This is a genomic window from Kitasatospora sp. NPDC058478 (genome assembly GCF_042720345.1).
Classification (GTDB): Bacteria; Actinomycetota; Actinomycetes; order Streptomycetales; family Streptomycetaceae; genus Kitasatospora.
Genome location: NZ_JBHXML010000023.1, coordinates 84,077 through 109,203, shown reverse-complemented (window position 1 = coordinate 109,203; position 25,127 = coordinate 84,077). Strand labels below are relative to the sequence as shown.

General features: G+C 72.3%; 12 protein-coding genes. 4 read left to right on the top strand and 8 right to left on the bottom strand.

The features are described 5' to 3' along the window. Window positions 1–216: 216 nt before the first annotated feature. On the bottom strand, window positions 217–1,284 hold the full coding sequence (locus ACFWPT_RS15315) for an alpha/beta hydrolase (RefSeq protein WP_380380859.1): 1,068 nt from the start codon (window positions 1,282–1,284) through the stop codon (window positions 217–219). Window positions 1,285–1,709: 425 nt separating this feature from the next. Between ACFWPT_RS15315 and ACFWPT_RS15310 the strand changes: the two genes are divergently transcribed. Then, window positions 1,710–2,453 carry an SDR family oxidoreductase gene (locus tag ACFWPT_RS15310; protein ID WP_380337596.1) on the top strand — a complete coding sequence of 248 codons (744 nt, stop codon included), beginning with the start codon at window positions 1,710–1,712 and terminating at the stop codon, window positions 2,451–2,453. A 37-nt stretch (window positions 2,454–2,490) separates the two neighbouring features. Here the strand turns inward: ACFWPT_RS15310 and ACFWPT_RS15305 are convergent, their stop codons facing one another. The 4 genes from ACFWPT_RS15305 to pulA form a co-directional block, all read right to left on the bottom strand. After that, window positions 2,491–4,023, bottom strand: a complete 1,533-nt coding sequence (locus ACFWPT_RS15305; RefSeq protein WP_380482149.1) for an AMP-binding protein — start codon at window positions 4,021–4,023, stop codon at window positions 2,491–2,493. 264 nt (window positions 4,024–4,287) lie between these two features. Next, window positions 4,288–6,027 (bottom strand): carbohydrate-binding module family 20 domain-containing protein, encoded by a 1,740-nt coding sequence (locus ACFWPT_RS15300; protein WP_380482147.1) that lies wholly within the window; start codon window positions 6,025–6,027, stop codon window positions 4,288–4,290. Window positions 6,028–6,280: 253 nt separating this feature from the next. After that, complete coding sequence (locus ACFWPT_RS15295) at window positions 6,281–8,617, bottom strand: M4 family metallopeptidase (protein WP_380337588.1); 2,337 nt, start codon at window positions 8,615–8,617, stop codon at window positions 6,281–6,283. Between the two features lie 549 nt (window positions 8,618–9,166). Further along, on the bottom strand, window positions 9,167–14,668 hold the full coding sequence (pulA, locus tag ACFWPT_RS15290; RefSeq protein WP_380482145.1) for a pullulanase-type alpha-1,6-glucosidase: 5,502 nt from the start codon (window positions 14,666–14,668) through the stop codon (window positions 9,167–9,169). 316 nt (window positions 14,669–14,984) lie between these two features. Here pulA and ACFWPT_RS15285 point away from each other — a divergent pair, with 316 nt between their 5' ends. Further along, window positions 14,985–15,950 carry a phosphatase PAP2 family protein gene (locus ACFWPT_RS15285; protein ID WP_063347341.1) on the top strand — a complete coding sequence of 322 codons (966 nt, stop codon included), beginning with the start codon at window positions 14,985–14,987 and terminating at the stop codon, window positions 15,948–15,950. Window positions 15,951–16,064: 114 nt separating this feature from the next. Here ACFWPT_RS15285 and ACFWPT_RS15280 read toward each other — a convergent pair whose 3' ends face one another. Then, window positions 16,065–19,097, bottom strand: a complete 3,033-nt coding sequence (locus ACFWPT_RS15280) for a bifunctional [glutamine synthetase] adenylyltransferase/[glutamine synthetase]-adenylyl-L-tyrosine phosphorylase (protein WP_380370603.1) — start codon at window positions 19,095–19,097, stop codon at window positions 16,065–16,067. Window positions 19,098–19,294: 197 nt separating this feature from the next. Here ACFWPT_RS15280 and ACFWPT_RS15275 point away from each other — a divergent pair, with 197 nt between their 5' ends. Beyond that, a complete protein-coding gene (locus ACFWPT_RS15275; RefSeq protein ID WP_380370601.1) occupies window positions 19,295–20,494 on the top strand; it encodes an acyltransferase family protein in 1,200 nt (399 codons plus the stop codon). Here ACFWPT_RS15275 and ACFWPT_RS15270 read toward each other — a convergent pair. Together ACFWPT_RS15270 and glnA are read right to left on the bottom strand one after the other, a co-directional pair. Then, the gene (locus ACFWPT_RS15270) at window positions 20,461–21,678 is read right to left on the bottom strand and encodes a hypothetical protein (RefSeq protein ID WP_063347344.1); all 1,218 of its coding nucleotides are present in this window, start codon (window positions 21,676–21,678) and stop codon (window positions 20,461–20,463) included. The genes ACFWPT_RS15275 and ACFWPT_RS15270 overlap by 34 nt on opposite strands. A gap of 165 nt (window positions 21,679–21,843) precedes the next feature. Next, entirely contained in the window at window positions 21,844–23,205 is a 1,362-nt protein-coding gene (gene glnA / locus ACFWPT_RS15265) for a type I glutamate--ammonia ligase (RefSeq protein WP_063347345.1), read from the bottom strand. Between the two features lie 163 nt (window positions 23,206–23,368). Here glnA and ACFWPT_RS15260 point away from each other — a divergent pair, with 163 nt between their 5' ends. Beyond that, the gene (locus ACFWPT_RS15260; RefSeq protein WP_380370598.1) at window positions 23,369–25,123 is read left to right on the top strand and encodes an NAD+ synthase; all 1,755 of its coding nucleotides are present in this window, start codon (window positions 23,369–23,371) and stop codon (window positions 25,121–25,123) included. The last annotated feature ends 4 nt before the right edge of the window (window positions 25,124–25,127 follow it).

Here is a 25,127-nt window from a genome sequence, read left to right as displayed (position 1 = left end):
CCCCCCCCCGCGGCCCCCCCCCCCCGGGGCGGGGGGGGGCAGCGCCCCCAACGCGCCCCGCCGCCCCCCCCCCGGCCCCCCGCCGGCGGCCGCCCGGCGGGGGCCCGGGGCCCCGGGGGGCCCCCGCCCCCACGGCGTGCGGGTCGTCGTGCGGGTCGCGCGGACAGCGTGCGGACGGCCGTACGGCTCGTCCTACGGCTTGTCGCGCCGCTGGGATCAGTCGGCCTCCGGGCCCGCCAGGTTCTTGGTGAGCCACTGCAGCGTGTCCGGGATCATCTTCTTGAAGTCCGAGGTCAGGTGCTTGCCGCCGGGCTGCTCGTAGTACTCCAGCGACACCGGCGGGGCGGCCTTGGCGACCCAGCCCTTGACCAGCTTGGTCTCGTACGGGTTGGCGCCGCCCGCGGTGACCAGCATCTTCACGTCGGCCTTGCCCTGGGCGACCAGCACGTCGGGGTTGTTGGCCTGCCGCTCGGCGTCGTGGCCCTTCCACAGCCCCGAGTCGGGAACGTAGTAGCCGTCGATCGGGACGGCGGCCTTGTAGACGTCCGGGTGCTGGAGGGCGAGCTTGGCGCTGCAGAAGCCGCCGGTGGAGGCGCCCATCACGCCCCAGCCGTCGCGGCCCTTCACGGTGCGGAAGTTGGCGCGGACGAAGTCCGGGAGGTCCTGGGACATCCAGGTGCCCATCTTGGGCTGGCCCGGGATGTCGGAGCAGTCCAGCGCGTTGTGCTCGTCGCTGTTGAAGTTCTGCACCGGCATGATCATGATGAACGGGTGGGACTTGCCCGCCTTGACCAGCTGCTCGTTCTCCTCCTGGATCGGCAGCTGGTTGTCGGTCCAGGTGTTGTAGCCGTTGCTCTGGCCGCCCGCGAAGAGGGTGAGCACCGGGAAGCCGGTCTTGGCGAACTTGGGGTCGTTGTACTCGGGCGGCAGCCAGACCCAGACCTTGCCGGAGACGCCGGACTTCGCGCCGGTCACCGTGGTCATCATGATCGGACCGGCGGACGTGTCCCGGGCCTTGCTCAGGTTTGCGGCCGGACCGGTGGGCATCAGCACCTTCCCGGTGGCGGCCGCGGGCTCCGCGGTGGTGGGCGCGGGCGTACCGCCGCCACCCGCGCCGGGCGAGCCGCCCGTGGCAGCGGTACCGGTCGCACCCGGGGTGCCGGCCGCCTTGCCGCCGTCCCCCTTCCCGCCGCCGGAACTCCCGCAGGCCGCGAGCGAGGCGGCCAGGGCGAGCACGGCGGCGCCGGTCAGGACGGCGCGGGAACGGGACGACTGCCTAAGCACGGTGAGGACTCTCCGACCGATGACACGCCCGGTCCGTCTGACCGGGCTGTGGCCCCCCGGTGGGGCCGGACAGACCGGGGGCGCGGCGCTGGTGCGGTCCCCGGGGTGGCGGCGCGTCCTCCCTCGCGGTGGCGCGCCTTCCTGCGATCTTATGACGTGGACCGGGGTGGCCCGGTTGCGCGGTGGCCACCGGAAATCCAATGTTTGTTCGCGATCAGGTAAAGGCCTTCACCACTCCCCCCGAACGGCGGGGGCCGGACGGCGGGGAGCACGGTCCGCGGCCTGTCCGGGGGTGCGAATTTTGGGGCCTTCGACCAGTGACGGCGGCCCCCGTATCCGCAACGATCGGCTCACGCCCGGAGCGAGCGGACCCCACCCCGGGGAACCCGAGCCCAGCCGAAACCGAGCAGACCCAGGAGAACGCCATGCCCCAGCAGATCGCCGTCGTCACCGGAGCCGGGAGCGGAGTGGGCCGGGCCGTGGCGGTCGAACTGGCCGCGGCCGGCTGGCGGCTGGTGCTGGCCGGCCGGCGGGCCGAGCCGCTGCGGGAGACCGCCCGCCTGGGCGGCACGCCGACCGCGGTGGTGCCGACCGACGTCACCGACCCGGCGGCGGTGGACGCGCTGTTCGCCGCAGCCGTCGAGCGCTTCGGCCGGGTGGACCTGCTGTTCAACAACGCCGGCACCTTCGGCGCGGCCGTGCCGGTGGAGGACCTGGAGGTCGAGGCCTGGCGGGCGGTGGTCGACCTCAACCTGACCGGGGCGTTCCTCTGCGCCCGGGCCGCGTTCCGGCAGATGAAGGCGCAGGACCCGCAGGGCGGCCGGATCGTCAACAACGGCTCGATCTCGGCGCACGTCCCGCGCCCGCACTCGATCGCCTACACCGCGACCAAGCACGCCGTCACCGGGCTGACCAAGTCGCTGTCGCTGGACGGCCGCCCGTACCGGATCGCCTGCGGGCAGATCGACATCGGCAACGCGGCGACCGACATGACAGCCGCGATGAGCACCGGGGTGCGGCAGGCGGACGGGCGGCTCGCGGTCGAGCCGACCATGGACGTGGCCGACGTGGCCCGCACCGTCCGGCACATGGCCGAACTGCCGCTGGAGGCCAACGTGCAGTTCGCCACCGTGATGGCGACCGCCATGCCGTACGTCGGACGGGGCTAGGGCTGCCTGTCTGAGGCCCGGCACCGGCCTCCCGCCGTCAGCCCGCCACGGACTCGCGCAGCCGCTTCTTGTCCGGCTTGCCCACCGCCGTCAGCGGGATCGCGGCCACGACGTGCAGGGCCTCCGGCGCGTAGATCCGCCCCTTGTGGGCCGTGACGAACGCGCGGACCTCCTCCAGGTCCGGCCGCTGCCCCGACGCGGCGACGACGGCGACGTGGACGTGCTCCGCCTCCTGCGCGTCGCGCACCCCGAAGACCGCGCACTGCGCGATCGCCGGGTGGGTGAGCAGCAGGTCCTCGACCTCGGACGGGTAGACGTGCCCGCCGACCACGATGATCTTGTCCTTGAGCCGGTCGGCCAGGTAGAGGTAGCCGTCCGCGTCGAAGTAGCCGATGTCGCCGGTGTTCAGCCAGCCGTCGCGCAGCACCTCGGCGGTCAGGTCGGGCCGCTTCCAGTACCCGGCCATGACGGTGTCCGAGCGGACGTGGATCTCGCCCTGCTCCCCCGTCGGCAGCTCGGTGCCGTCGGCGGACCGGATCGCCACCTCGATGCCCGGGAGGGGGCGGCCGACCGCGATCTGGCCGCCGTGCCCGACCCGGTCGTGCTCGTGCGGGGCGAGCATGCAGATGTTCTGCGCCTCCGACTGCCCGTAGCCGCTCCACAGGACCGGCCCGAACACCTTGAGCGCCTCGCGCACCCGGGTGGGCGAGGCCGCGCAGCCGCCGTACGAGACCCGGCGCAGGCTGGACAGGTCGGTGCGGCCGATCGCCGGGTGGTCGAGCAGCTGGTAGAGCAGCGGCGGCAGCACCCACAGGTCGGTGATGCGCTCGCGCTCGATCGCGGCCAGCACCGCGCCGGGGTCGAAGGACCGCTGGAGGACCACCGTGCCGCCGTGGTGGAGCGTCAGGTCGGAGAAGAGCCCGGCGAGGTGGGCGAGCGAGGTGGCGGCGAGGAAACGGGGTGCGTCGCTCTCCATGCGGCCGGGAGTGTCGAAGACCTTCCGGTAGGCGCCGTGCAGGCTGCGGATGCCCTTCGGGATTCCGGTGGTCCCGCCGGTGTGCCGGATGCCCCAGTCGTCGTCCGGGCCGACCCGGACGGCCGGCGGCTCGGCGGGCCGGTGGGCCGCGGCGGCGATCACGTCCTCGCCGATGGCCGCCGGTCCGAGGCCGAGACGGAGGACGGTCGGCACGTCGATCAGGGGCAGCAACTCGGCGGCCACCGGGTACCGTTCGGCGTCGACGAGCAGGACTGCGGTGTCGACGCTCGTCGCGATCTCGGCCAGGGTCGAGGCGCTCATGCCGTCGTAGAGGTTCACCACCCGCGCACCCGCGAGGCCTGCCGCGTAACGGCCGCTCAGCGCCTCGGCGGTGTTGCCCGCGAGCAGGGTCACGGTGTCGCCGCGCACCACGCCCCGGGCGATGAGCTCGTGGGCGAGGCGGTAGGTGGCGGCGGCGAAGTCACCCGCGGTGAGTTCGATGCCGTCGGCGGTGGTGATGGCCCGCCGGTCGGGGTCGGCGGCGAGGGACTGAAGAATCAGGGCGGGAGCGCTGACGAACTCCGGTTCGTTCACGGCCACTTCTTCCTTGCAGTTTGCAACCATGTCCCCACCCTAACCCAACCCCACGTCCAGGGCCGGGAGTTAGATCCCATGGTGATCACTCGTCGTGCGGGTAGCGGTAGCGGAAAGGACGAGGGGGGTGGTTCTCATCCCGCGATCGTGTCAGCGCCGCCTCGCCGGCCGAGGTTTGAACCGGCACGGCCACCCGCACGAGGGACCCCCGTCAGGCCAGGCCGACGGGGGTCCAGGGGCGGCCCGAGGGTGGCCGGACAGGGCCTACGGCCGCCAGGTGTCGTTCAGGGTGGCCAGGCCCGAGGCCGGCGCGGTCGCCGTCCGGTTGGCCCCGGACTCCCAGGTCACCGCGCCGCTCGCGTCCTTGCGGACGTACTTGTACTGGAAGGCCGTGCCGGCCGGCAGCGCGAGCGACAGCGACCAGACCGGGTAGCCGGCCGAGGAGAGCGGCAGCGCCTTGGCCGGGTCCCAGCCGCCGAGCGCGGCGACGTCGCCGACCACGTAGACGTTCTGGCCGTTGACGGTGGTCGCGTTGACGTTGAACGAGGCGCCGGAGGTGCTGGCCGCCCCGCCCGGGACGTACAGCGCGATCGCGTCGCCCGCGCCGACCGTCGCGGTGAACTGCCCGTTGGCGCCCACCTGGTAGGTCGGGCCGGTGCAGCCGCCGCCCGGCTGCGGGTCGCCGTGCTGGACGTCGCAGTAGGTGCCGGCCGCGAGCCCGGTCTGGAAGGTCCGGGTGATCGGGCCGCTCTCGTGGTTGAGCGCGACGTAGCCCTTGTTGCCGCGGCCGAAGGCGATCGCGTTGTTGCCGTTGGACCACCAGTTGGTCACGCCGGTGCCCGCGACGGCGTTGCGGAAGCCGACCATGTTGGCGATCTGCCGCCAGGCGTGGGTGCAGTTCCAGCCGTCCTGGTAGCAGGCGTTGACGGTGCCGCCGTTGGGCGGGCCGTCGTCGTTGTTGGTGAAGGCGTAGCCGGAGTAGACGTTGGGCGCGCCGTACGGCGAGGCGAGCAGGAAGACGTTGGCCAGCGTGTAGGTGTTGCCGTAGGTGTAGTTGAGGGTGGAGCCGTTGCGCTCGGTGTCCCAGTTGTCGATGAAGGAGCGCGCCTGCCCGCTCGGCAGGTACCCCCAGGAGGCGCCCCAGCCGGACAGGTTGGCGAGCTTGTCGCTGGTGAACATCCGCTTGAGGTCGGTGCCGACGCGGAACTCGTCGACGTCGCCGGTGCCGGTGTACTCGCTGGGCTGGACCGGTTCGCCGGCGCCGTAGATGACCTCCTGCACCCAGTAGGCCTTGGGGTTGGCCGTCTTCGCCTTGATCGCGGCGAGGTCGCCGGCGGCGATGTGCTTGGCGGCGTCGATCCGGTAGCCGTCGACGCCGAGGGAGCCCAGGTCGTCCAGGTAGCGGGCGATGGTCTGCTGGACGTACGCGCTGCCGGTGTCGAGGTCCGCGAGGTTGACCAGCTCGCAGTTCTGCACGTTGGAGCGGTCCTGGTAGTTGGTGATCGGCTGGCGGCAGGAGTGGAAGTCCTGGTCCTGGTAGGTGCCGGGGTAGGTGTACTTGGTGTACGCGGTGCCGCCGGTGCCGGTGCCGGAGCCGGCCGTCATGTGGTTGACGACGGCGTCGGCGATGACCTTGACCCCGGCGGCGTGGCAGGTGTCGACCATGTTCTTGAAGGACGTCCGGTCGCCGAGCCGCCCGGCGATCCGGTAGCTGACGGGCTGGTAGGAGGTCCACCACTGCGGGCCCTGGATGTGCTCCTGGGGCGGCGAGACCTCGACGAAGCCGTAGCCCTTCGGGCCGAGCGTCGAGGTGCAGGCCTGGGCGACGGAGTCGAAGCGCCACTCGAAGAGGGTGGCGGTGACGTCCTTGCCGTTGTCGGCGGGTGGGGCGGCCTGGGCGGCGGGGGCGCCGAGGGAGGTGGCGAGCGAGAGCGCCAGGGCCGCCGAGGCGGCGAGGGCGCCGGCCGCGCGGGCGGTCCGGCGGGTGGGGGCGGTGGTGACCACGTCGTCTCCTGGGGGTGGCTGGGGTGGGGGCAGCCGGGGATGAGCTGTGCAGGAAGAGCTATGCAGGAAGTTTCTGTAACTTGCCGGAAACTTGCAGCGCTGAACCTAGGGCCGCCGGGAGAGAGCGTCAAGGGCCTGGGATAAACGTTTCTGCACCCCCTGGGCCCGGACGCACGACAAGGGCCCGGCAGCCGTAGCCGCCGGGCCCCTCACCTGTCCTGGTTCACCGGGCCCGCGGGGGCCCGGTCCGGACTCAGCCGGTCTGGATGGAGGTGTCGTCGATCACGAAGCTCGTCTGCAGCGAGGCGTCCTCGGTGCCGGTGAACTTCAGGGTGACCGTCTGGCCCGCGTAGGACGAGAGGTCGAAGGTCCGCTGCTGGTAGCCCGCCGCGGCGTCCGCGTTGGAGTACGTCTTCAGCGTGGTGCCGTTCACCGACACGGCCAGCTTGTCGTACGCGGTGCTGCCCGACTCAGCGGTGTCGATGTGCAGCCAGAAGCTCAGCGTCGCCTTGCAGCCCGCCGGGATCGTCACCGTCTGCGCCAGCGTGTCGGTGTGCGAGGAGCCGTAGCCGTTCAGCCACGACTTCCACGAACCACCGTGCGCCGCCTGCGAGGAGCTGTTGTCCACCACACCGGAGCTGGTCGTCCACGGCGCCGCCGAGCCCGTCTCGAAGCCCGCGTTGCCCAGCAGCTGCGCCGGCGTGCAGGTGCCGCCACCGCCACCGGTCACCGTCCAGGTGAAGCTCGCGGTACCGGACTTGCCCGCCGAGTCCTTCACCGTCACCGTCACGTTCGACGAGCCCGCCGTGGTGGCGGTACCGGTGATCGCGCCGGTGGAGGCGTTGATCGCCAGCCCGGCCGGCAGGCCCGTCGCACTGTACGACAGCGGCGCGGTACCACCGGAGGCCTTGATCTGGAGGTTCACCGCACCGCCGACCGCGGTGGACTGGTTGCCCGGACTGGTGACGGTGATGCCGCCGGGGTTGGGCAGCGAGCCGACGTTGACGGCGGCCCAGGCCGTGGCGACCGCGTTGTACTCGGCGCTGTTCGCGCCGTACAGGTCGGTGGCCGCGTTCAGGGTCGCGGTGCGGGCGGCGGCGTAGTTGGTGGTGGAGGTCATGTACGCGGTCAGCGCCTTGTACCAGACCTGCTGGGCCTTGTCCCGGCCGATGCCGCCGACGGTGATGTTGTTGACCGTCGGGCTGTTGTAGCTGACGCCGTTGATCACCTTGGCGCCGCTGCCCTCGGCCAGCAGGTAGAAGAAGTGGTTGGCGACACCGGACGAGTAGTGCACGTCCAGGTTGCCGACGCCCGAGTACCAGGAGTCGGCGGAGGTGCCGTCCTTGGAGGGCTTGTCCATGTAGCGCAGCGGCGTGCCGTTGCCGTTGATGTCGATCAGCTCGCCGATCAGGTAGTCCGGGTTGTCGGCGGGCAGGTTGGCGTAGAACTCGACCATCGAGCCGAAGATGTCCGAGGTGGCCTCGTTGAGGCCGCCGGACTCGCCCGAGTAGTTCAGGTTGGCGGTGGCCGAGGTGACGCCGTGGCTCATCTCGTGGCCGGAGACGTCGAGTTCGGTCAGCGGGTGGGTGTCGCCCGAGCCGTCGCCGTACGTCATGCAGAAGCAGCTGTCGTCCCAGAACGCGTTGACGTAGCCGGTGTCGTAGTGGGCCCGGCTCATGGCGCCGACGCCGTCGTTGCGGATGCCGTTGCGGCCGAAGGTGTTCTTGTAGAAGTCCCAGGTGGCGGCCGCGCCGAACTGGGCGTCCACGGCGGCGGACTCGCGGTTGCTGGCCTGGCCGTTGCCCCAGGTGTCGCTCGACTTGCTGAACAGCGTGCCGTTGCCGGAGGTGCCGTTCTTCATGTCGGTGGTGTACTGGCCGCCGCGGGTGGCGTCCTTCAGCGAGTACGTCGAGCCGCTCTGGGTGGTGGTCAGCGGCACGTTGCCGACGAACACGCCGTTGCCGGAGCCGCGCTTGATGCCGTCGGCCTTGCTGAGCACGTCGCCGGTCGCGGCGTCGGTGACCACGTGCAGCTTGCTCGGGGTGCCGTCGGACTCGCGGCCGGAGACGACGGTCTCCCAGGCGAGCTTCGGGGTGCCGTCGGCCGCCCAGACGACCAGGCGCGGCGCGGTGTCGACGGCGGCGCCCTGCTCGGCGGCGAGCGCGGCGGCCTGGGCCTTCGGCGCGGCCTGGGCCGGCGTGGTGCTGACGCCGCTGAGGTTGGCCTCGCTGGCCTTGGTCACGCTCTTGGTGGCGCCCGCGGCGTCCTGGTGGACGATCAGGTCGCCGCCGAGCACCGGGAGTCCGGCGTAGGTGCGCTCGTAGCGCAGGTGGCGGCCGCCGTTGGTGTCCAGGACGACGTCCTTGGTGACCAGCTTCTCCTGGCCGCTCAGGCCCAGGGCCTGGGCGAAGGACGCGGACTGCTGGTTCGCGGAGGCGATCAGCGCGGCCCGGTCCGACTGCTGGGCGGCGACGGCGGACGGGGCGTCGGGCGTCGCGGCCTGCGCGATGACCGGTATGCCGGTCACCAGCAGCGCGGTGGTTGCGGCCATGACAACCGCGGCCTTCCGGGCGTGAGCGTAACGGGACATGCGGACTCCTTTTCCGACCGGCGCGGGTTCGCACCGGTGGAGAGAAACCTGGGCCGCGGGGTTGCGGCGCAGTGGGGGCCCCCGCCCGGGGTGTGCGACGGGGGTGCGGTTGCGGTGCTCACAAGTCGTGGCAGGTTTGGGACGCGCTGCACCTGATCTGGTCGGCTGCACCGGGGGGTGGGGCCCCCTCGTCTGCAGCCGCAGGAATCGTGGCAGCAAACGAGTCGTCAATGACAGATGCATGCCACGGAATGGCCGATTCATTACCGAAACCGTATGCATGACTGTTCATCAGTTGTGTTACCCCTTTGAGAACTCATGAACACGGTTTTCATGATCCGGGGAATGTTCGATCACTTCCGGAAGTCACTGACCAGCGCTCAGGGCCCCCGCCCGCGCCACCCGGCGGCCGACGGCACCGGGCGGGGGCGGCACATCACGCTTCCGGCCGTGCCATCGGTGCTTTCCGGCCACCGGGCGGCCAAAACGAAACGGGTCCCGCGCCGCCACAACGGCGGTGCGGGACCCGGGGGTTCCGGAGTTCGTCGATCAGCCCTGGACGAACACCGCCACGGTGCGGCCCGGCACGGTGAAGGTGCCGGTCGCGGCGTCGAAGCCGGACTGCTTCACCACCGCGTCCGCGCCGCCCGCCTGGACCGGGTGCAGGGCCTGGCCCGTCCCCTTCAGGGCCGCCACGGTCTGCGCCTGCGCGGTGGGCGTGGCGTTGAACACCACGGTGACGCCCTTCTCGGCGCCCTTCAGCCCGGTGCCGTCCAGGTGCAGGGTGATCACCCCGGGCGTCTCACCGGGCGTGCCGGAGAGCGGGTAGGACAGCCGCTGCTGGACGGCGGCCAGGGTGGGCAGCGAGAACAGCGGCGAGGACTGCTTGATCCGCAGGAACTCCTGGTACTGCGCGGAGGTCGCACGGATCTCGGCCGCCCCCACGGTCAGCCGCGGGTTCGCCAGCAGGGACTGCGCGGTCGGCCACATCTCCTTGTTGTCGGCCGCCGGCGGCAGGCCCCGGCCCCAGCCGTTGCCCTGCGTCGCGTCCCAGTGGATGGCGTTGAACCAGTCGCCCGAGTCGTAGGAGTTGGCGTCCAGCGACTTGGAGCGCAGCAGGTCGCTGCCGGCCTGGGCGAAGCCCGCGCCCTGGGTGAGCGCGGTGAGCGAGAGCCCGAGCGCCTGCATCCGGGCCCGGTCGGCGGGCGCGGTGCCGGTCGGCAGCTTGTACGCGAGCGCGTCGAACAGGTCGGTGTTGTCGTGGGCGTCCACGTACTCCACCGCCTCGCCCGGCTTGGCCGCGTACCCGGTCGGGGCGCCGTTGTAGTCGACCTGCGCGCCGGTGACGGCCCGGCCCGAGCTGTCGGTGAAGGAGTAGCCGGCCAGGTTGCCGGCCAGTCCGACCTTCAGTTGGTCCATCTGGTGCAGCAGCCGGTCCTTCTGCTCCTGCGGGGTGCCGTTGGCGGGCGAGCCGTTGGGGTCGGTGTACAGGCCCGAGGCGAAGCCCTGCTGCGGGGCGGAGTTCAGCATGAAGTTGCCGCCGCGGGCGGCGTCGCGGAGCCGGTCGTCGAAGGTGGCGATGCCGGTGCCGGCCAGGTTGAGCTGGGTGGCCTGTTCGAACCGGGCGTTGTTCGCGACGACGCCGAAGTTCCAGCCCTCGCCGTAGAGGAAGACGTTCTTCCCGTCGATGCCGTCCGAGGCGGGCGTCATCTTCCGCAGCGCGGCCTGCACGTCCAGCATGGTGGACTTCGGGTCCAGGCCCATCAGGTCGAAGCGGAAGCCGTCGACCTTGTACTCGCGGGCCCAGGTGGTCACCGAGTCGACCACGAGCCGGTTCATCATGGCGTGCTCGGGCGCGGTGTCGGCGCAGCAGCTGTCCGCGGTGACCTTGCCGTTGTCGTCCAACCGCTGGTAGTAGCCGGGGACGACCTTGTCCAGCACCGAGTGCTCGGCCTGGCCGCTGGCGGCGGTGTGGTTGTAGACCACGTCGAGCACCACCCGCAGCCCGGCCTCGTGCATCGCCTGCACCATCCGCCGGAATTCGACGGTGCGCGCCGTCCCGTTCGTCTCGGTGGCGTACGACCCCTCCGGCACGGTGTAGTGCAACGGGTCGTAGCCCCAGTTGTACGCGTCGTCGGCGGCGACGGCCGCCACGCATTCCTGCTGCTTCGGACCGTCCGGGGGCAGGGACTTGAGGTCGCAGGCCGGCAGCTTCTGGTCGGCCCGGTTCTCCCGGATGGTGGCGATGTCGAAGGTCGGCAGCAGGTGGACGGTGGTCACCCCGGCCTGGGCGAGCTCCCGCAGGTGCCGCATGCCGGCCGACTGCGACTCGGTGAACGCCAGGTAGGTGCCGCGCTCGGCGGCCGGGACGGTGGTGTCCTCCACCGAGAAGTCCCGGACGTGCAGTTCCTGGATCTGCTGCTGCGCCGGCGGGACGGGCTCGGGGACGTTCTGCTCCTCCCAGCCCGCGGGCTTGAGCTCCTTGGCGGCGAGGTCGGCGACCAGGCTGCGCCTGGAATCGGTGGACAGCGCGACCGAGTACGGGTCGGTGACGGTGTTGACCACCACCTGCTGGACGGAGGGCGCCCAGACCTTCACCTGGTACAGGTAGTACTTGCCGTCCAACTCGCCCTTGTCGCGGACGACTTCCCAGACGCCGGTCTCGTCGTCCAGCTTCAGCGGCAGCGTCTTCGGGGTGCCGCCGGTCGCACTGTCGAAGACCTGGACGGACACCTCCTGCGCGGTCGGCGCCCACACCGACAGCGCCACCTTGCCGTTGTAGTAGGCCGGGCCGAAGTCCACCCGGCCGGTGCGGCGCGCATAGAGGTCGTCCAGCACGCCGGGGGTCTGCACGCCGGTGGCGGCCAGCACGGCGCCGCTGGGCAGGTGTTCGGTGAACAGCAGCTGGCTGCGCAGCGCGGCCGGGACGCGGGCGGTGTCCCGGGCGTCCACGGTGAAGGCCCGGTAGCCCGCCAGGTGCGGGAACGCGGCCTTCTGCGCGGCGGTCAGGCCGCCCTGGGCGGCGTTGAGCCGGATCCACCGGCCGGGCTTGGTCAGCACGCCCTTGTCGGCGCGGATGCCGCCCTCGGGGTCGTACACCAGCTGGGCGCTGGTGCCGCCGGCCAGGGCCGCGTCGCCCGCGCCGTAGGCCGCCGGGACGACGACGGTCCTGGCGTCGATCCACTGGGCCTTGGCGCTGCCGAGGTCCACCTGCGCGGAGGCGGCGGCGTTCTGCGGCAGCAGGTGGCCCTCGCGGCCGCCGAGCAGCCACACCTCGCGGCCGTCGACGGCGAGGTCCAGGGACTGGTCGGTGGGCAGGTCCTTGTCGTTGCCCTTGTGCAGGATGTAGCTGAGGCTGGTCGCGCCGGGGGCCAGCGGCACCTCGAAGACGGCGCCGAAGGCGTCGCGGCGCACCGGCATCAGCGGCTTGCCCCAGTCGGTGGGGGTGGCGGCGCCGGTCCAGTCGTGCAGGCCCCAGCCGTCGTAGTCGCCGTCGGCCCGGTTGTAGTGGAGGACGGCGGTGTTGGCGGGCGGAGTGTTCACCGGGCCCGGGTCGGCGGTGCGCACGGCCGGGTCGCCCTGCCGGAGCCAGACCTCGCCGGTGGCGCCGACGTCGACGTGGCGGTCGGCGTCGACGTCCTTGACGCCGTTCTTCTCGACGACGAACCCGACGTCCGAGGCGCCGGGCCTGAGCTTCACGTAGGCGAAGGCCCCGTACGCGTCCCGGCCGGTGAAGGCGTGCCCGGCGGGCCACGGGGTGGCCTCGCCGTCGGCGAGGTCGCCCCAGGCGTAGAGGTTCCATCCGTCGTAGTCGCCGTCCGGCCGGTTGTAGTGCACGACGGCGTACGGGCGGGCGGCGGCGGTGGGCACCGGCTTGGGTGCGGGGGCGCCGGTGGTGAAGCTCGCGGTGGCGGAGCGCAGTCGGCCGCTGGAGTCCTGGACGACGGCCTTGTAGCGGACGGCCGTGCCGGGGGCGGTGGCGCCCAGGTCCTGGGTGACCAGGTTCTTCCCGGTGTCGGCGGTGCCCAGGGTCTGCCAGGGCCCGGTGCCGATCTGGGCGGCGAAGGTGACGCGGTTGAAGCCGCCGCCGGTCGTGGCGCCGACGGTGACGGTGCCGCTCGAACCGTCGGCCGGCGGCTGCACGGAGAGCTGCGGCGCCGCCGTGGTGGGGGCGAGCCCGGCGCCGGCCTTGAACACCACCGAGGAGAGCGCCGGCACGGTCACGGTGACCTTGCGGTCGGCGCCGGAGGTCGCCTTCCCGCCCGTTGCCGGGTAGATCCGGTCGAAGCCCATCCCGGCGGAGAAGGTGTCCAGGGTGACGGTCTTCGCCTCGGCGGCGTTGTTGACCGCCACCAGGTACTCGGTCCGCTGCCCGGCGTCGATCCGGGAGAAGGCGTACACGCCCGCGCCGTCGGCGGCGTAGCGCTCGATCTGGGCGCCGTCGGCGAGCGCCGGGTTGTCGCGGCGCAGCTTGGCCAGTGCGGCGACGTCCTGGTAGAGCGCGCCGCCCTGCCCGTACCGGTCGGCCGGGCCGGAGGGGCCACCGAGCACCCGGTCACTGTTGTAGGAGGGCGTCTTGGAGGCGAACATGTCCTGCCGGGCGTCCTGGTCGCCGCCCGCGCCGGTGAAGCCCTGCTCGTCGCCGTAGTAGACGACGGGCTGGCCGCGGGTGAGGAACTGGAGCTCGGTGCCGAGCCGGTCCTTCTTCAGCAGGGTGGCCTCGTCGGCGCCCGGGTTGTCGGCGAGCAGGAAGGAGCCGAACCGGCCCATGTCGTGGTTGCCGAGGAAGGTCGGCAGCTCGTACGCGTCGGTGTCGGCGGTGGTGTAGCGGTAGTCCTGGCCGTAGACGTCGGCGAGGTTCTTCGCCGAGCCGCCCTGGGAGACGTAGCCGCGGGCGGCGCCCTGGAACGGGAAGTCCAGGGTGGCCTGGAGCTTGCCCTTGGTGACGTACGGCGAGGTGATCGCCGGGTCGCCGGAGTAGACCTCGCCGAACATGAAGAACTTCTTGTTGCCCTGCTTGGCGGCGAAGTCCTTGAGCGCGGGCGCCCACTGCTGCCAGAACGCCATGTTGACGTGCTTGACGGTGTCGATCCGGAAGCCGTCCACGCCGGCGTCCTTGACCCACTGCTGGTAGACCTTCTCGAAGCCCTTCACCACCCGGGGGTTCTGGGTGTCGAGGTCGTCCAGGCCGCTGAAGTCGCCCTCGGTGGCGGACTCGCCGACGAAGGTCGAGTCACCGCGGTTGTGGTAGAGCGCGGGGTCGTTGAGCCAGGACGGGGTCTTGGCCGTGGCGTCGGCGGGCTTGCGGAAGACCGGGGTGTAGGGGAAGGAGTCCTTGGTGAGCCGCGGCCAGGGGGCGCCCGCGTCGGCGATCGCGGTCTCGTCGACGGGGCTGCCGTCGGCGTCGAGGGTCGGGTAGGCGCCGACGGAGCGGTAGCCGTGCTGCTGCTCGGCGTCGTCGATGACGTCGGCGGTGTGGTTGGTGATGACGTCGAAGAAGACCTTGATGCCGCGGGCGTGGGCCTTGGCTATCAGGTCCTTGAGCTGGTCGTTGGTGCCGAAGTGCGGGTCGACCTGGGTGAAGTCGGTGATCCAGTAGCCGTGGTAGCCGGCCGAGGCCTGGTCTCCGCTGCCCTGGACCGGCTTGTTCTTGAAGATCGGGGCCATCCAGATCGCGGTGGTGCCGAGGTTCTGGATGTAGTCGAGCCGCTGGATCAGGCCGGCCAGGTCGCCGCCGTGGTAGAAGCCCTTGTCGGCCGGGTCGAAGCCGTGGTCCAGCCGGCCGCCGGTGATGCCCCCCGTGTCGTTGGCGGGGTCGCCGTTGGCGAAGCGGTCGGGCAGGACGAAGTAGAACTGCTCGCGGCTGAGGTCGTGCCGCCCGGCGGTGGCCGCCAGGGCGGCGTCCGAGGGCGGGGGCGGCGGGGCGGCGGCGAGGGCCGCGGGGGCGCTGCCGAGGGTGGCGGCGGTCAGCGCGGCGGCCAGCAGGACGGCCGTGCGGCCGGGTCTGCGTCGGGGGGTGCTCCGCCGGGGGCGGAGCCGGACATCGGCCACTGAGGGTCTCCCTTAGGGGAAGGGGTGAGCGAGTTCCCTGGAAGCTAGCGGCCTGCAATATGTTTCAGCAAGATGCAGAAACGGTTTCTTTCCGGGAAACTCCAGGCCAGGACCGTTGCCGCCACCCCGATTACGCCCTTGGAGCGGTCGGCGTAACAATGGGACGCATGCCTGTCCCACCGGTAAGCACCAGACCCGACCTCACCCCCTACCCCGGTGGGAGCCTCCCCCTAGCCCTCAAGGGGGACAGCCGGTGAAGAATCCACTGCCAGGGGATGATCGGACGGCGACGGGACGTCTGGCAGACTTCTCGTCCATGGGGGAACCGACCAAGATCCAACACGGCCGCGCACAGCGGGCCGAAGCGGCGCTCGGTGACGGTTCCGGAGCACGGCCGGCCTCCTCGGGACGCCTGCCCGACGGAGCCGCCCGCGCCACCCAGTCCCGTATCGCCGCACTGCGCGGCCGCATCCGCGACCAACGGCGCTCACCGGCCCGGCCGAAGATCTGGTTCGAACTGGCCCTGATCGGGATCAGCTACTGGATCTACTCGATCATCCGCAACGCCGTCCCGGAGCAGGCCTCGATAGCCCAGAAGCACACGCGCTGGATCTGGGACCTGGAGCAGTCGCTGGGCATCGCCGTCGAGCGTTCGATCAACCACGCCGTCGACAGCGTCGGGTGGCTCATCACCGGGATGAACTACTACTACGCGACCCTGCACTTCATCGTGACCATCGGCGTGCTGGTCTGGCTCTACCGCCGCCACCCCGGCCGCTACGTCGCCGCCCGCACCGTGCTGTTCGCCACCACCGCGATCGCCCTGATCGGCTTCTACTTCTTCCCGCTGGCCCCGCCCCGGCTGATGACCGACGGCGGCTTCATCGACACCGTGAAGGTCCACGGCACCTGGGGCTCGATGGCCTCCGGGCCCGCCGCGCACGTGTCCAACCAGTACGCGGCGATGCCCTCGATGCACATCGGCTGGTCGATGTGGTGCGGGCTGGCCATCTTCTACCTGGCCCGCCGGACGTGGGTCCGGGTGCTCGGCCTGCTCTACCCGCTGGCCACCCTGACGGTGATCGTCTCGACCGCCAACCACTTCTGGATGGACGCCGTCGGCGGTGAGCTCTGCCTCGCCCTGGGCTTCCTCACCGCCCGCTGGATGTACCGCTCCTGGGTCTACAAACTGCCCCAGGTGCCCGCCCGGGAGACGGCGGAGGAGCCGATCACCGTCCCCGAGCAGTGGAGCGAACCCGCGGTGAGCAGCGCCCGCCGGTAGAGCTGCCGGACCTGGACGAACCGAAGGGGCCCCACCCGGGGCCCCTTTCGCGTGCCCGGGCCTCGGCCGCGGGCCTCGACACCGGCCTCAGCCCCCGGGCCTCAGCCGCCGGTCTCAGCCGCCGTAGAACAGCCGCTCCACCACCGCCCGGGCCCGCCGGGTGGTCCGCCGGTAGTCGTCCACCAGCTCGCCGCTGTGCCCGGCGCCGTACCCGAGGTAGCGGGCCACCCCGGCCAGCTCCCGGGCCTCCCCGGGGAAGCTGTCGCCGGGCCGGCCGCGCACCAGCATCACCGCCGAGCGCACCCGGGAGGCCAGCACCCAGGCCGCGTCCAGCACCTGCGCGTCCGACCGCCCGACCAGCCCGGCCCCGGCGGCGGCCGCCAGCGCGGCCCTGGTCCGGGTGGTGCGCAGGGCCGGCAGCTCGTGCCCGTGCTGGAGCTGGAACAGTTGCACCGTCCACTCCACGTCGGCCAGCCCGCCGCGGCCGATCTTGGTGTGCGTGGTCGGGTCGGCGCCGCGCGGCAGCCGCTCGGCCTCGATCCGCGCCTTGATCCGGCGGATCTCCACCAGGTCCCGCTCCGGCACCCCGACGCCCGGGTAGCGCAGCGGGTCGATCAGCTGCCGGAACCGCGCGCCCAGCTCCTCGTCCCCGGCCACCGGCTCGGCGCGCAGCAGCGCCTGGCTCTCCCAGGCGTGCGACCAGCGCCGGTAGTACGCCGCGTACGAGGCGAGGGTGCGCACCAGCGGGCCGCTGCGCCCCTCCGGCCGCAGGTCGGCGTCGACCAGCAGCGGCGGCTCGGTGGACGGCGCGCCGAGCAGGGTCCGCAGCTCGTTGCAGACCGCCTGGGCGGCCCGGGCGGCGTCCTGCTCCAGCGAGCCGAGCAGCGGCTCGTGGACGAAGAGCACGTCGGCGTCCGAGCCGTAGCCCAGCTCGTGGCCGCCGAACCGGCCCATCGCGATCACCGCGATCCGGGTCGGCAGGTCGCCGTGCTCGGCCTCCCAGCCGGCCGTGCAGGCGCGCAGCGCGCCCTGGAGGGTGGCGGCGTTGAGCGCGGTCAGCGCCTCCCCCGCGGTGTCCAGCGCCTCCGCCGGGTCCTCGCCGAGGCGGCCGAGGACGTCCGCGGCGGCGGTGCGGAACAGCTCCCGGCGGCGCACCGAGCGGGCGGCGGCGACGGCCGCGGCGGTGGATCCGGCCCGGCCGACGGCGGCCAGTATCTCCTGCTCCAGGGCGGCCCGGCCGCGCGGCGCCAGGCCCTGCGGGTCGCCCAGCATGGCGACCGCCTCGGGGGCGCGCAGCAGCAGGTCGGGGGCGAGCCGGCCGGCCGACAGCACCCGGGCCAGCTGCTCGGCGGCGGCGCTCTCGTCGCGCAGCAGCCGCAGGTACCAGGGGGTGCGGCCGAGCGCGTCGGAGACCTGGCGGAAGTTGAGCAGCCCGGCGTCCGGATCGGCCGAGTCGGCGAACCAGCCGAGCAGCACCGGCAGCAGGGTGCGCTGGATCGCGGCCTTGCGGCTCACCCCGGAGGCGAGCGCACTGAGGTGGCGCAGCGCGGCGGCCGGGTCCGCGTAGCCCAGCGCCTCCAGCCGGGCCCGGGCCGCGTCCGGGGTCAACCCGGCCGCGCCCGGCGGCAGTTCGGCGACGGCGTCGAGCAGTGGCCGGTAGAACAGCTTCTCGTGCAGCCGCCGGACCTCCACCGCGTGCCGCTTCCACTCGCGCTGCAGCGCGGCCACCGGGTCGGAGCGGGTGTCGTCGTTGATCAGCGCGGCCAGCGAGCGGGCCAGCCGGCGCAGGTCCTCCGCGCCGGTGGGCATCAGGTGGGTGCGGCGCAGCCGGTAGAGCTGGATCCGGTGCTCCAGGGAGCGCAGGAAGCGGTAGGCGGTGTCCAGCGAGACGGCGTCCGCCCGGCCGACGTACCCGCCGCGGGAGAGCGCGGCCAGCGCCTCCAGGGTGTTGCCGCTGCGCAGCGCCGGATCGGTGCGGCCGTGCACCAGCTGGAGCAGTTGGACGGAGAACTCGACGTCGCGCAGCCCACCGGGGCCGAGCTTGAGCTGGCGGTCCAGTTCGGTGGCGGGGATCGAGTCGATGACCCGGCGGCGCATCTGCTGCACGTCGGTGACGAAGTTGTCCCGGGCGGCGGCCTGCCAGACCATCGGGGCCAGCGACTCCAGGTAGGCGGCGCCGAGTTCGGCGTCCCCGGCGACCGGGCGGGCCTTGAGCAGCGCCTGGAACTCCCAGGTCTTGGCCCAGCGCTGGTAGTAGGCGAGGTGGCTGGCCAGGGTGCGCACCAGCGGGCCGTTGCGGCCCTCGGGGCGCAGGTTGGCGTCCACCGGCCAGATGGTGCCCTCGCCGGTGGTGTCCGCGCAGAGCCGGGTGAGGGCGGCGGCGAGCCTGGTGGCGGCCTTGACGGCCTCGTGCTCGTCCACGCCCTCGCGCGGCTCGGCGACGAAGATGACGTCCACGTCGGAGACGTAGTTGAGTTCGCGGCCGCCGCACTTGCCCATGCCGATCACGGCGAGCCGGCAGGCCCGGGCGGCGTCCTGGTCCTGCTCGGCGGCGAGGTCCAGGGCGGTCTGCAGGGTGGCGCCGGCCAGGTCGGCGAGTTCGGCGGCGGTCTGCGCGAGGTCGGTGGTGCCGGTGAGGTCGCGGGCGGCGATGGCGAGCAGGCAGCGGCGGTAGGCGACGCGCAGCGCGTCCGCCGGGCTGCGGCCGCCCTCCCGGCCGCGCCGGACGCCCTCGGCGAGCGCGCGGCGGAAGTCCTCCGGGCCGGGGTGCATGTCGCGCAGCTCGAAGGTGACCAGCATGTGCCAGTCGTGCGGGTGCCGGGCCAGGTGATCGGCGAGCGCGGTGGAGACGCCGAGCACGCCGAGCAGCCGGTCGCGCAGCGGCTTGGAGGTGGTGAGGGTGTCGCGCAGGGTGTGCCGTTCGGCCTGGTCGGCGGCCTCCAGCAGCCGGGCCAGGCCGAGCAGGGCGAGGTCGGGGTCGGCGGTGGCGCCGAGCGCGTCCAGCAGCACGGGGTCGTCGGCCAGGCCTTCCAGGCCGGGGCCCGCCAGCAGCCGCACCGCCTGCGCCGGGTCGGTGAACCCGCGCCTGACCAGTCTGATCTCCGGCCGGCTGACCCGGCTCCCGGCCCGCTGTTCGTCCACCGCCATGGCCCCTCCATCCGTCCGCCCCAGCAGGTTACGCGCCCTGACGGCCCGGCGCCGGACACGACCGCCGGACGGCCCGCCGCCGCGCGCCGCGCCGTCCGTCCGTGACCTCGGGCCCGCCGCGCTCGTTCTCCCCGCGCAGACCGTGCCACCCCGTCCCATCCCGTGCCACCCCCGTCCCATCCCGTTCCGGAGCGCCGATGCCCAGCCGCCTGCCCTCGCTCACCGGGCTGCGCTTCTGGGCGGCCCTGCTGGTGGTGCTCTACCACCTGTCCCGCAAGGTCGGCGGGCTGCCGGTGCTCGACCCGCTCGCCTGGTACGGGCGTTCGGGGGTGACGTTCTTCTTCGTCCTGTCCGGTTTCGTCCTGGCCTGGACGTACGGCGGCTCGCCCGTCCCCGCCGGGGCGTTCGCCCGCCGCCGGTTCGCCCGGATCTGGCCGCTGCACGTGCTGAGCACCGTGCTGTCGCTGGGCGCGGACGCCGCGATCGGCACGGCGCTGCCGGTGGCGGCCACGCTCTGGTCGCTGCTGCTGGTGCATCCGTGGGCGCAGGCGACGGTGTACGGCGGCAATCCGGCGTCCTGGTCGCTGGGCGCCGAGGCCTGGTTCTACCTGCTGTTCCCGCTGCTGCTGCGGTTGCTGGCGCCGCGCCGCCGGGCCTGGCTGCCGGTGGCGGCGGTGTGCGCGGCGCTCGGCCCGGCGCTGTGGGCGGCGGGCCCGCTGCTGCCGGCCGATCCGACGGTGCGCGGCTGGCTGCTGGACTACCTGCCGCTGGCCCGTACCCCGCAGTTCGTGCTCGGGGTGGCGGTCGGGCTGGCGGTGCGGCACGGGATGGTCCCCCGGGTGCGGCTCGGCGCGGCGGCCGCGGCGGTGGCGGGCTGGCACCTGCTGCTGGCGCCCTGGCACGCGGCCGTCCCGGACGCGCTGTGGTGGGGCCCTTACAGCGCCTCCCAGCTGGTGCCGGCGGCGCTGTTCGCGGCGCTGCTGGTGGCGGCGGCCCAGCGGGACGCGGCCGGTGCGGCGCCCCGGCCGCCAGGAGGACAGGGTCCGGTCGGACGGGGTCTGGCCGGGCGGACGGCGGTGCGGCTCGGCGAGTGGTCCTACGCCTGGTACCTGGTGCACGAGATCGGCATCCGCTGCTGGCTCGCCGAGTTGGGCCGCCCGGCGCCCGGGGCGGCGGCGCTCGGGGTCTGGCTGCTGCTGGCCGGGGGGTCGCTGGCGGTGGCGGCGGGCCTGTACCGCTGGGTGGAGCGGCCGTGCGAGCGGCTGCTGCGCGGCTCGCCGCGCCGGCCCGGCGGGAACGCGGCGGCGCCGCTGCCGGCCCGCGCGGTGCGGGTGGGGCGGCAGCGGCGCCGGGCGGCGGCCGGTCAGGCGTCGGTGGAGCCGTCCAGGTTGACGTAGGCGTAGAAGACGCCGATGTCGTAGCCGTCCTTCTGGGTGTTGAAGGTGGCGGTGAGGTCGGTGTCCCCGTTGCGCAGGTACGGCGAGATGTCCCAGCGGTTGGAGTCGTAGCCGAAGTTGTTGCGGTTGTACGGGTTGCGGACGAACTGGTCCTCCGGGGTCAACTCCTCGATGGTGGAGTTGAAGGCGTCGTTCGGCGCGTGGTTGATGTCGGAGAACAGCGTCTCGGGCCCGTTGGTGGACTTGACCGACAGGGTGTCGCCGGTCCACTTGAGGTCGCCGTCGTAGACCACCCAGCCGAGCTTGCCGTGGAGCTGACCGCTCTGCGGCGTCTGCAGCCCCGCGAGCTTGATCTGCCGCGTCGGGCTGTCCGGCAGCTCGACCTGGAAGCCGTCCCACAGGTGGATGTGCCGCATCGGCTTGCAGTCGTTCTCGTACGCGACGACGATCGTCCAGCCGCCCCAGCTGTGCGGCTTCACCACCGAGTCCATGTTGGCGACGGTGTAGGTGCCGTTGCCGGCGTTCCTGACCAGGTCGGTGATGTCGGCGGAGGCCTGGTAGCTGCTCTCCACGTCGGTGGTGATGTAGCCGATGGACGGCTGGTCGTTGGCGATGTCCCGGTACTGCTTCTCGCCCGGGACCTTGAGGTACACCTCGTCGATCTGGTTCTCCGGCAGCACGGTGTCGCCGATGCCGCGGGTGCCGCCCCAGTACAGCCGGGCGTACTTGACCTTGGAGCCGTCGATCAGGCCGAGGTCGGCGGAGCTGGCGGAGTAGATCGGGTCACCGAGCGGGCCGATGGAGCCCGGGTCGATGTTGATGTACTTCATCTCGTACTTGTTGTTGATCGGCATGCTGCCGAGGCCCTTGCGGGCGTCCTCGCAGGGCGGCTGCTCCGGGTCGAGGGGTGCCTTGGTCTCGTCACAGGTCATCAGCGAGTTGCTGATCCTGGTGACGGAGCCGTGGAAGTCGCCCTGGAAGCGGGTGGTGAACGGCAGCGGGTTCTCGGAGATGGTCTCGGCGCGCGGGTGCGGGTTCGACGAGCCGGAGCCGGAGCCACGGGCGTCGGCGATCGGGGTGGCCAGCAGCTGGCTCGCGACGGCGGCGAGGGCGGCGCCCGCGACGACGGTCCGGCGGGCGAGCAGACGGGCCGCGGCGGCGCGGCTGACAGCGGAGGAGGGCATGGGATCCTCTCGGGACGGAACGGACGAGCACGCCCATCGGACCACAACCGTCCGTCACAGGATCTTCACATACCGCCATTGGGGAAACGATCCACCCGAGCGGACGGCCCGCTGTCATCCGATCGAACGACAGCGGGCCCGAAGGTGTTTGAGCCGCTCAGGCGCTCAGAGCACCTGGAGGTTCTTGCGCAGCTCGAACGGTGTCACCTCGGAGCGGTACTCCTCCCACTCCTGCCGCTTGTTGCGCAGGAAGAAGTCGAAGACGTGCTCGCCGAGGGTCTCGGCGACGAGCTCGCTGCGCTGCATCAGGTCGATCGCCTCGCCGAGGTTCTGCGGCATCGGCTGGATGCCGAGGGCGCGGCGCTCGGAGTCGGTCAGCGCCCAGACGTCGTCGTCGGCGCCCGGCGGGAGCTCGTAGCCCTCCTCGATGCCCTTGAGGCCGGCCGCGAGGGTGACGGCGTAGGCGAGGTACGGGTTGCAGCCGGTGTCCAGGGAGCGGACCTCGATCCGGGTGGAGCCCTGCTTGCCGGGCTTGTACATCGGCACCCGGATCAGCGCCGAGCGGTTGTTGTGGCCCCAGCAGATGTAGGACGGGGCCTCGCCGCCGGCCCCGGCGGTGCGCTGGGAGCCGCCCCAGATCCGCTTGTAGGAGTTCACCCACTGGTTGGTGACGGCGGCGGTCTCGGCGGCGTGCTTGAGCAGGCCGGCGATGAAGGAACGGCCGACCTTGGAGAGCTGGTACTCGGCGCCGGTCTCGTGGAAGGCGTTGCGGTCGCCCTCGAACAGCGACAGGTGGGTGTGCATGCCCGAGCCGGGGTGGTCGGAGAACGGCTTGGGCATGAAGCTGGCGTGCACGCCCTGCTCCAGCGCGACCTCCTTCATGACCAGACGGAAGGTCATGATGTTGTCGGCGGTGGACAGCGCGTCGGCGTAGCGCAGGTCGATCTCCTGCTGGCCGGGGGCGCCCTCGTGGTGGGAGAACTCCACCGAGATGCCCATCGACTCCAGCATGGTGATGGCCTGTCGACGGAAGTCGTGGCCGACCCCGCGCGGGGTGTGGTCGAAGTAACCGGACTGGTCGGCGGGGATCGGCGGGGTGCCGTCGCCGGGCAGGTTCTTCAGCAGGAAGAACTCGATCTCGGGGTGGGTGTAGAAGGTGAAGCCCTGGGCGGAGGCCTTCTCCAGGGTGCGCTTGAGCACGAACCGGGGGTCGGCGTAGGACGGCGAGCCGTCGGGCATCAGGATGTCGCAGAACATCCGGGCGGTGCCGGGGGTCTCCGAGCGCCACGGCAGGATCTGGAAGGTGGTCGGGTCCGGCTTGGCGATCATGTCGGACTCGTAGACCCGGGCGAAGCCCTCGATCGCCGAGCCGTCGAAGCCGATGCCCTCCTCGAAGGCCTGCTCCAGTTCGGCCGGAGCCACCGCGACCGACTTCAGGAACCCGAGCACGTCGGTGAACCACAGCCGGACGAACCGGATGTCACGCTCCTCAAGCGTCCGAAGCACGAACTGCTGCTGCTTGCCCATGGGGACAGTCTCACCTCTGCTCTTTACGCTCGTGTTACGCCCGGAAGACCCCCGGACGCGGCTGCCCCCATCATGGCCGATCACCGCGCGGGACGGCAGTCCGGACCCTGGTCCGACCCCCCGGACAGCACATTGCGTCAGTTCGACGATTACACTCGGGGGCATGCCCAATCTCCGTCTCGCCCTGAGCCAGATCGACCCCTGGGTCGGTGACATCGCCCGCAACAGCGATGAGGTGGTGCGCTGGACCAGGCAGGCCGTGGAGGCCGGCGCCCAGCTGGTCGCCTTCCCCGAGATGGCCCTGACCGGCTACCCCGTCGAGGACCTCGCCCTGCGCAGTTCCTTCGTCGAGGCGTCCCGGGGCGCGCTGGTCGAGCTGGCCGGGCGGCTGGCCGCCGACGGGCTGGGCGAGGTGCCGGTGGTGGTCGGCTACCTCGGACGCTCCGAGCACGCCTCGCCGAGGTTCGGCCGCCCGGCCGGCTCCCCGCAGAACTGCGCCGCCGTGCTGCACCGGGGCGAGGTGGTGACCCGCTTCGCCAAGCACCACCTGCCCAACTACGGCGTGTTCGACGAGTACCGCTGGTTCGTCCCGGGCGAGCAGCTGCCGGTGCTGCGGCTGCACGGAGTGGACGTCGCGCTGGCCATCTGCGAGGACATCTGGCAGGACGGCGGCCGGGTCACCGCGGCCCGCGAGGCCGGGGCCGGGCTGCTGCTGGTGGTCAACGGCTCGCCGTACGAGCGGAACAAGGACGACCAGCGGCTGGAGCTGGTCCGGCGCCGGGCCGCCGAGGCGGGCTGCCCACTGGCCTACGTCAACATGGTCGGCGGCCAGGACGAGCTGGTCTTCGACGGCGACTCGATCGTGGTCGGCGCGGACGGCGAGGTGCTGGCCCGCTCCCCGCAGTTCGAGGAGCACCTGCTGGTGCTGGACCTCGACCTGCCGGCCGCCGGCGACGACCACACCGACGGCCTGCTGCTGAGCGACGGGCTGCACCTCGTCCGCACCGACCTGGGCGGCGAGCCGCAGGCCGCGCCCGCGCACGCCCCGGCCCCCGAGGTGGCGCCGCGGCTGTCCGACGAGGCGGAGATCTGGGCCGCGCTGGTCTCCGGCACCCGGGCGTACGTCACCAAGAACGGCTTCCGTTCGGTGCTGATCGGCCTCTCCGGCGGCATCGACTCGGCGCTGGTGGCGGCCATCGCGGTGGACGCGATCGGCGCCGAGAACGTGTACTGCGTCTCGATGCCCAGCCGCTACTCCTCGCAGCACTCCCGGGACGACGCGGCCGAGCTGGCCCGCCGGACCGGGCTGCACTACCGCACCGTCTCCATCGCCCCGATGTTCGACGCCTACCTGGGCGCGACCGAGCTGACCGGCCTGGCCGAGGAGAACCTGCAGTCCCGGCTGCGCGGCACCCTGCTGATGGCGATCTCCAACCAGGAGGGGCACATCGTGCTCGCGCCCGGCAACAAGAGCGAGCTGGCCGTCGGCTACTCGACCCTGTACGGCGACTCGGTGGGCGCGTTCGGGCCGATCAAGGACGTCTACAAGTCGCTGGTCTTCCGGCTGGCCCACTGGCGCAACGAGGAGGCCGGGCGGCGCGGCGAGGTGCCGCCGATCCCGGAGAACACCATCTCCAAGCCGCCGTCCGCCGAGCTGCGGCCGGACCAGAAGGACAGCGACTCGCTGCCCGACTACGACCTGCTGGACAGCGTGCTGGCCCGCTACATCGAGGGCGACGAGGGGCGGGACGCGATCGTCGCGGCCGGCTTCGACCCGGCCGTGGTGGACCGGGTGGTCCGGCTGGTCGACACGGCCGAGTACAAGCGGCGGCAGTACCCGCCGGGCCCCAAGATCTCGGTCAAGAACTTCGGCCGGGACCGCCGCCTGCCGATCACCAACCGCTGGCGGCGGGGCTGAGCCA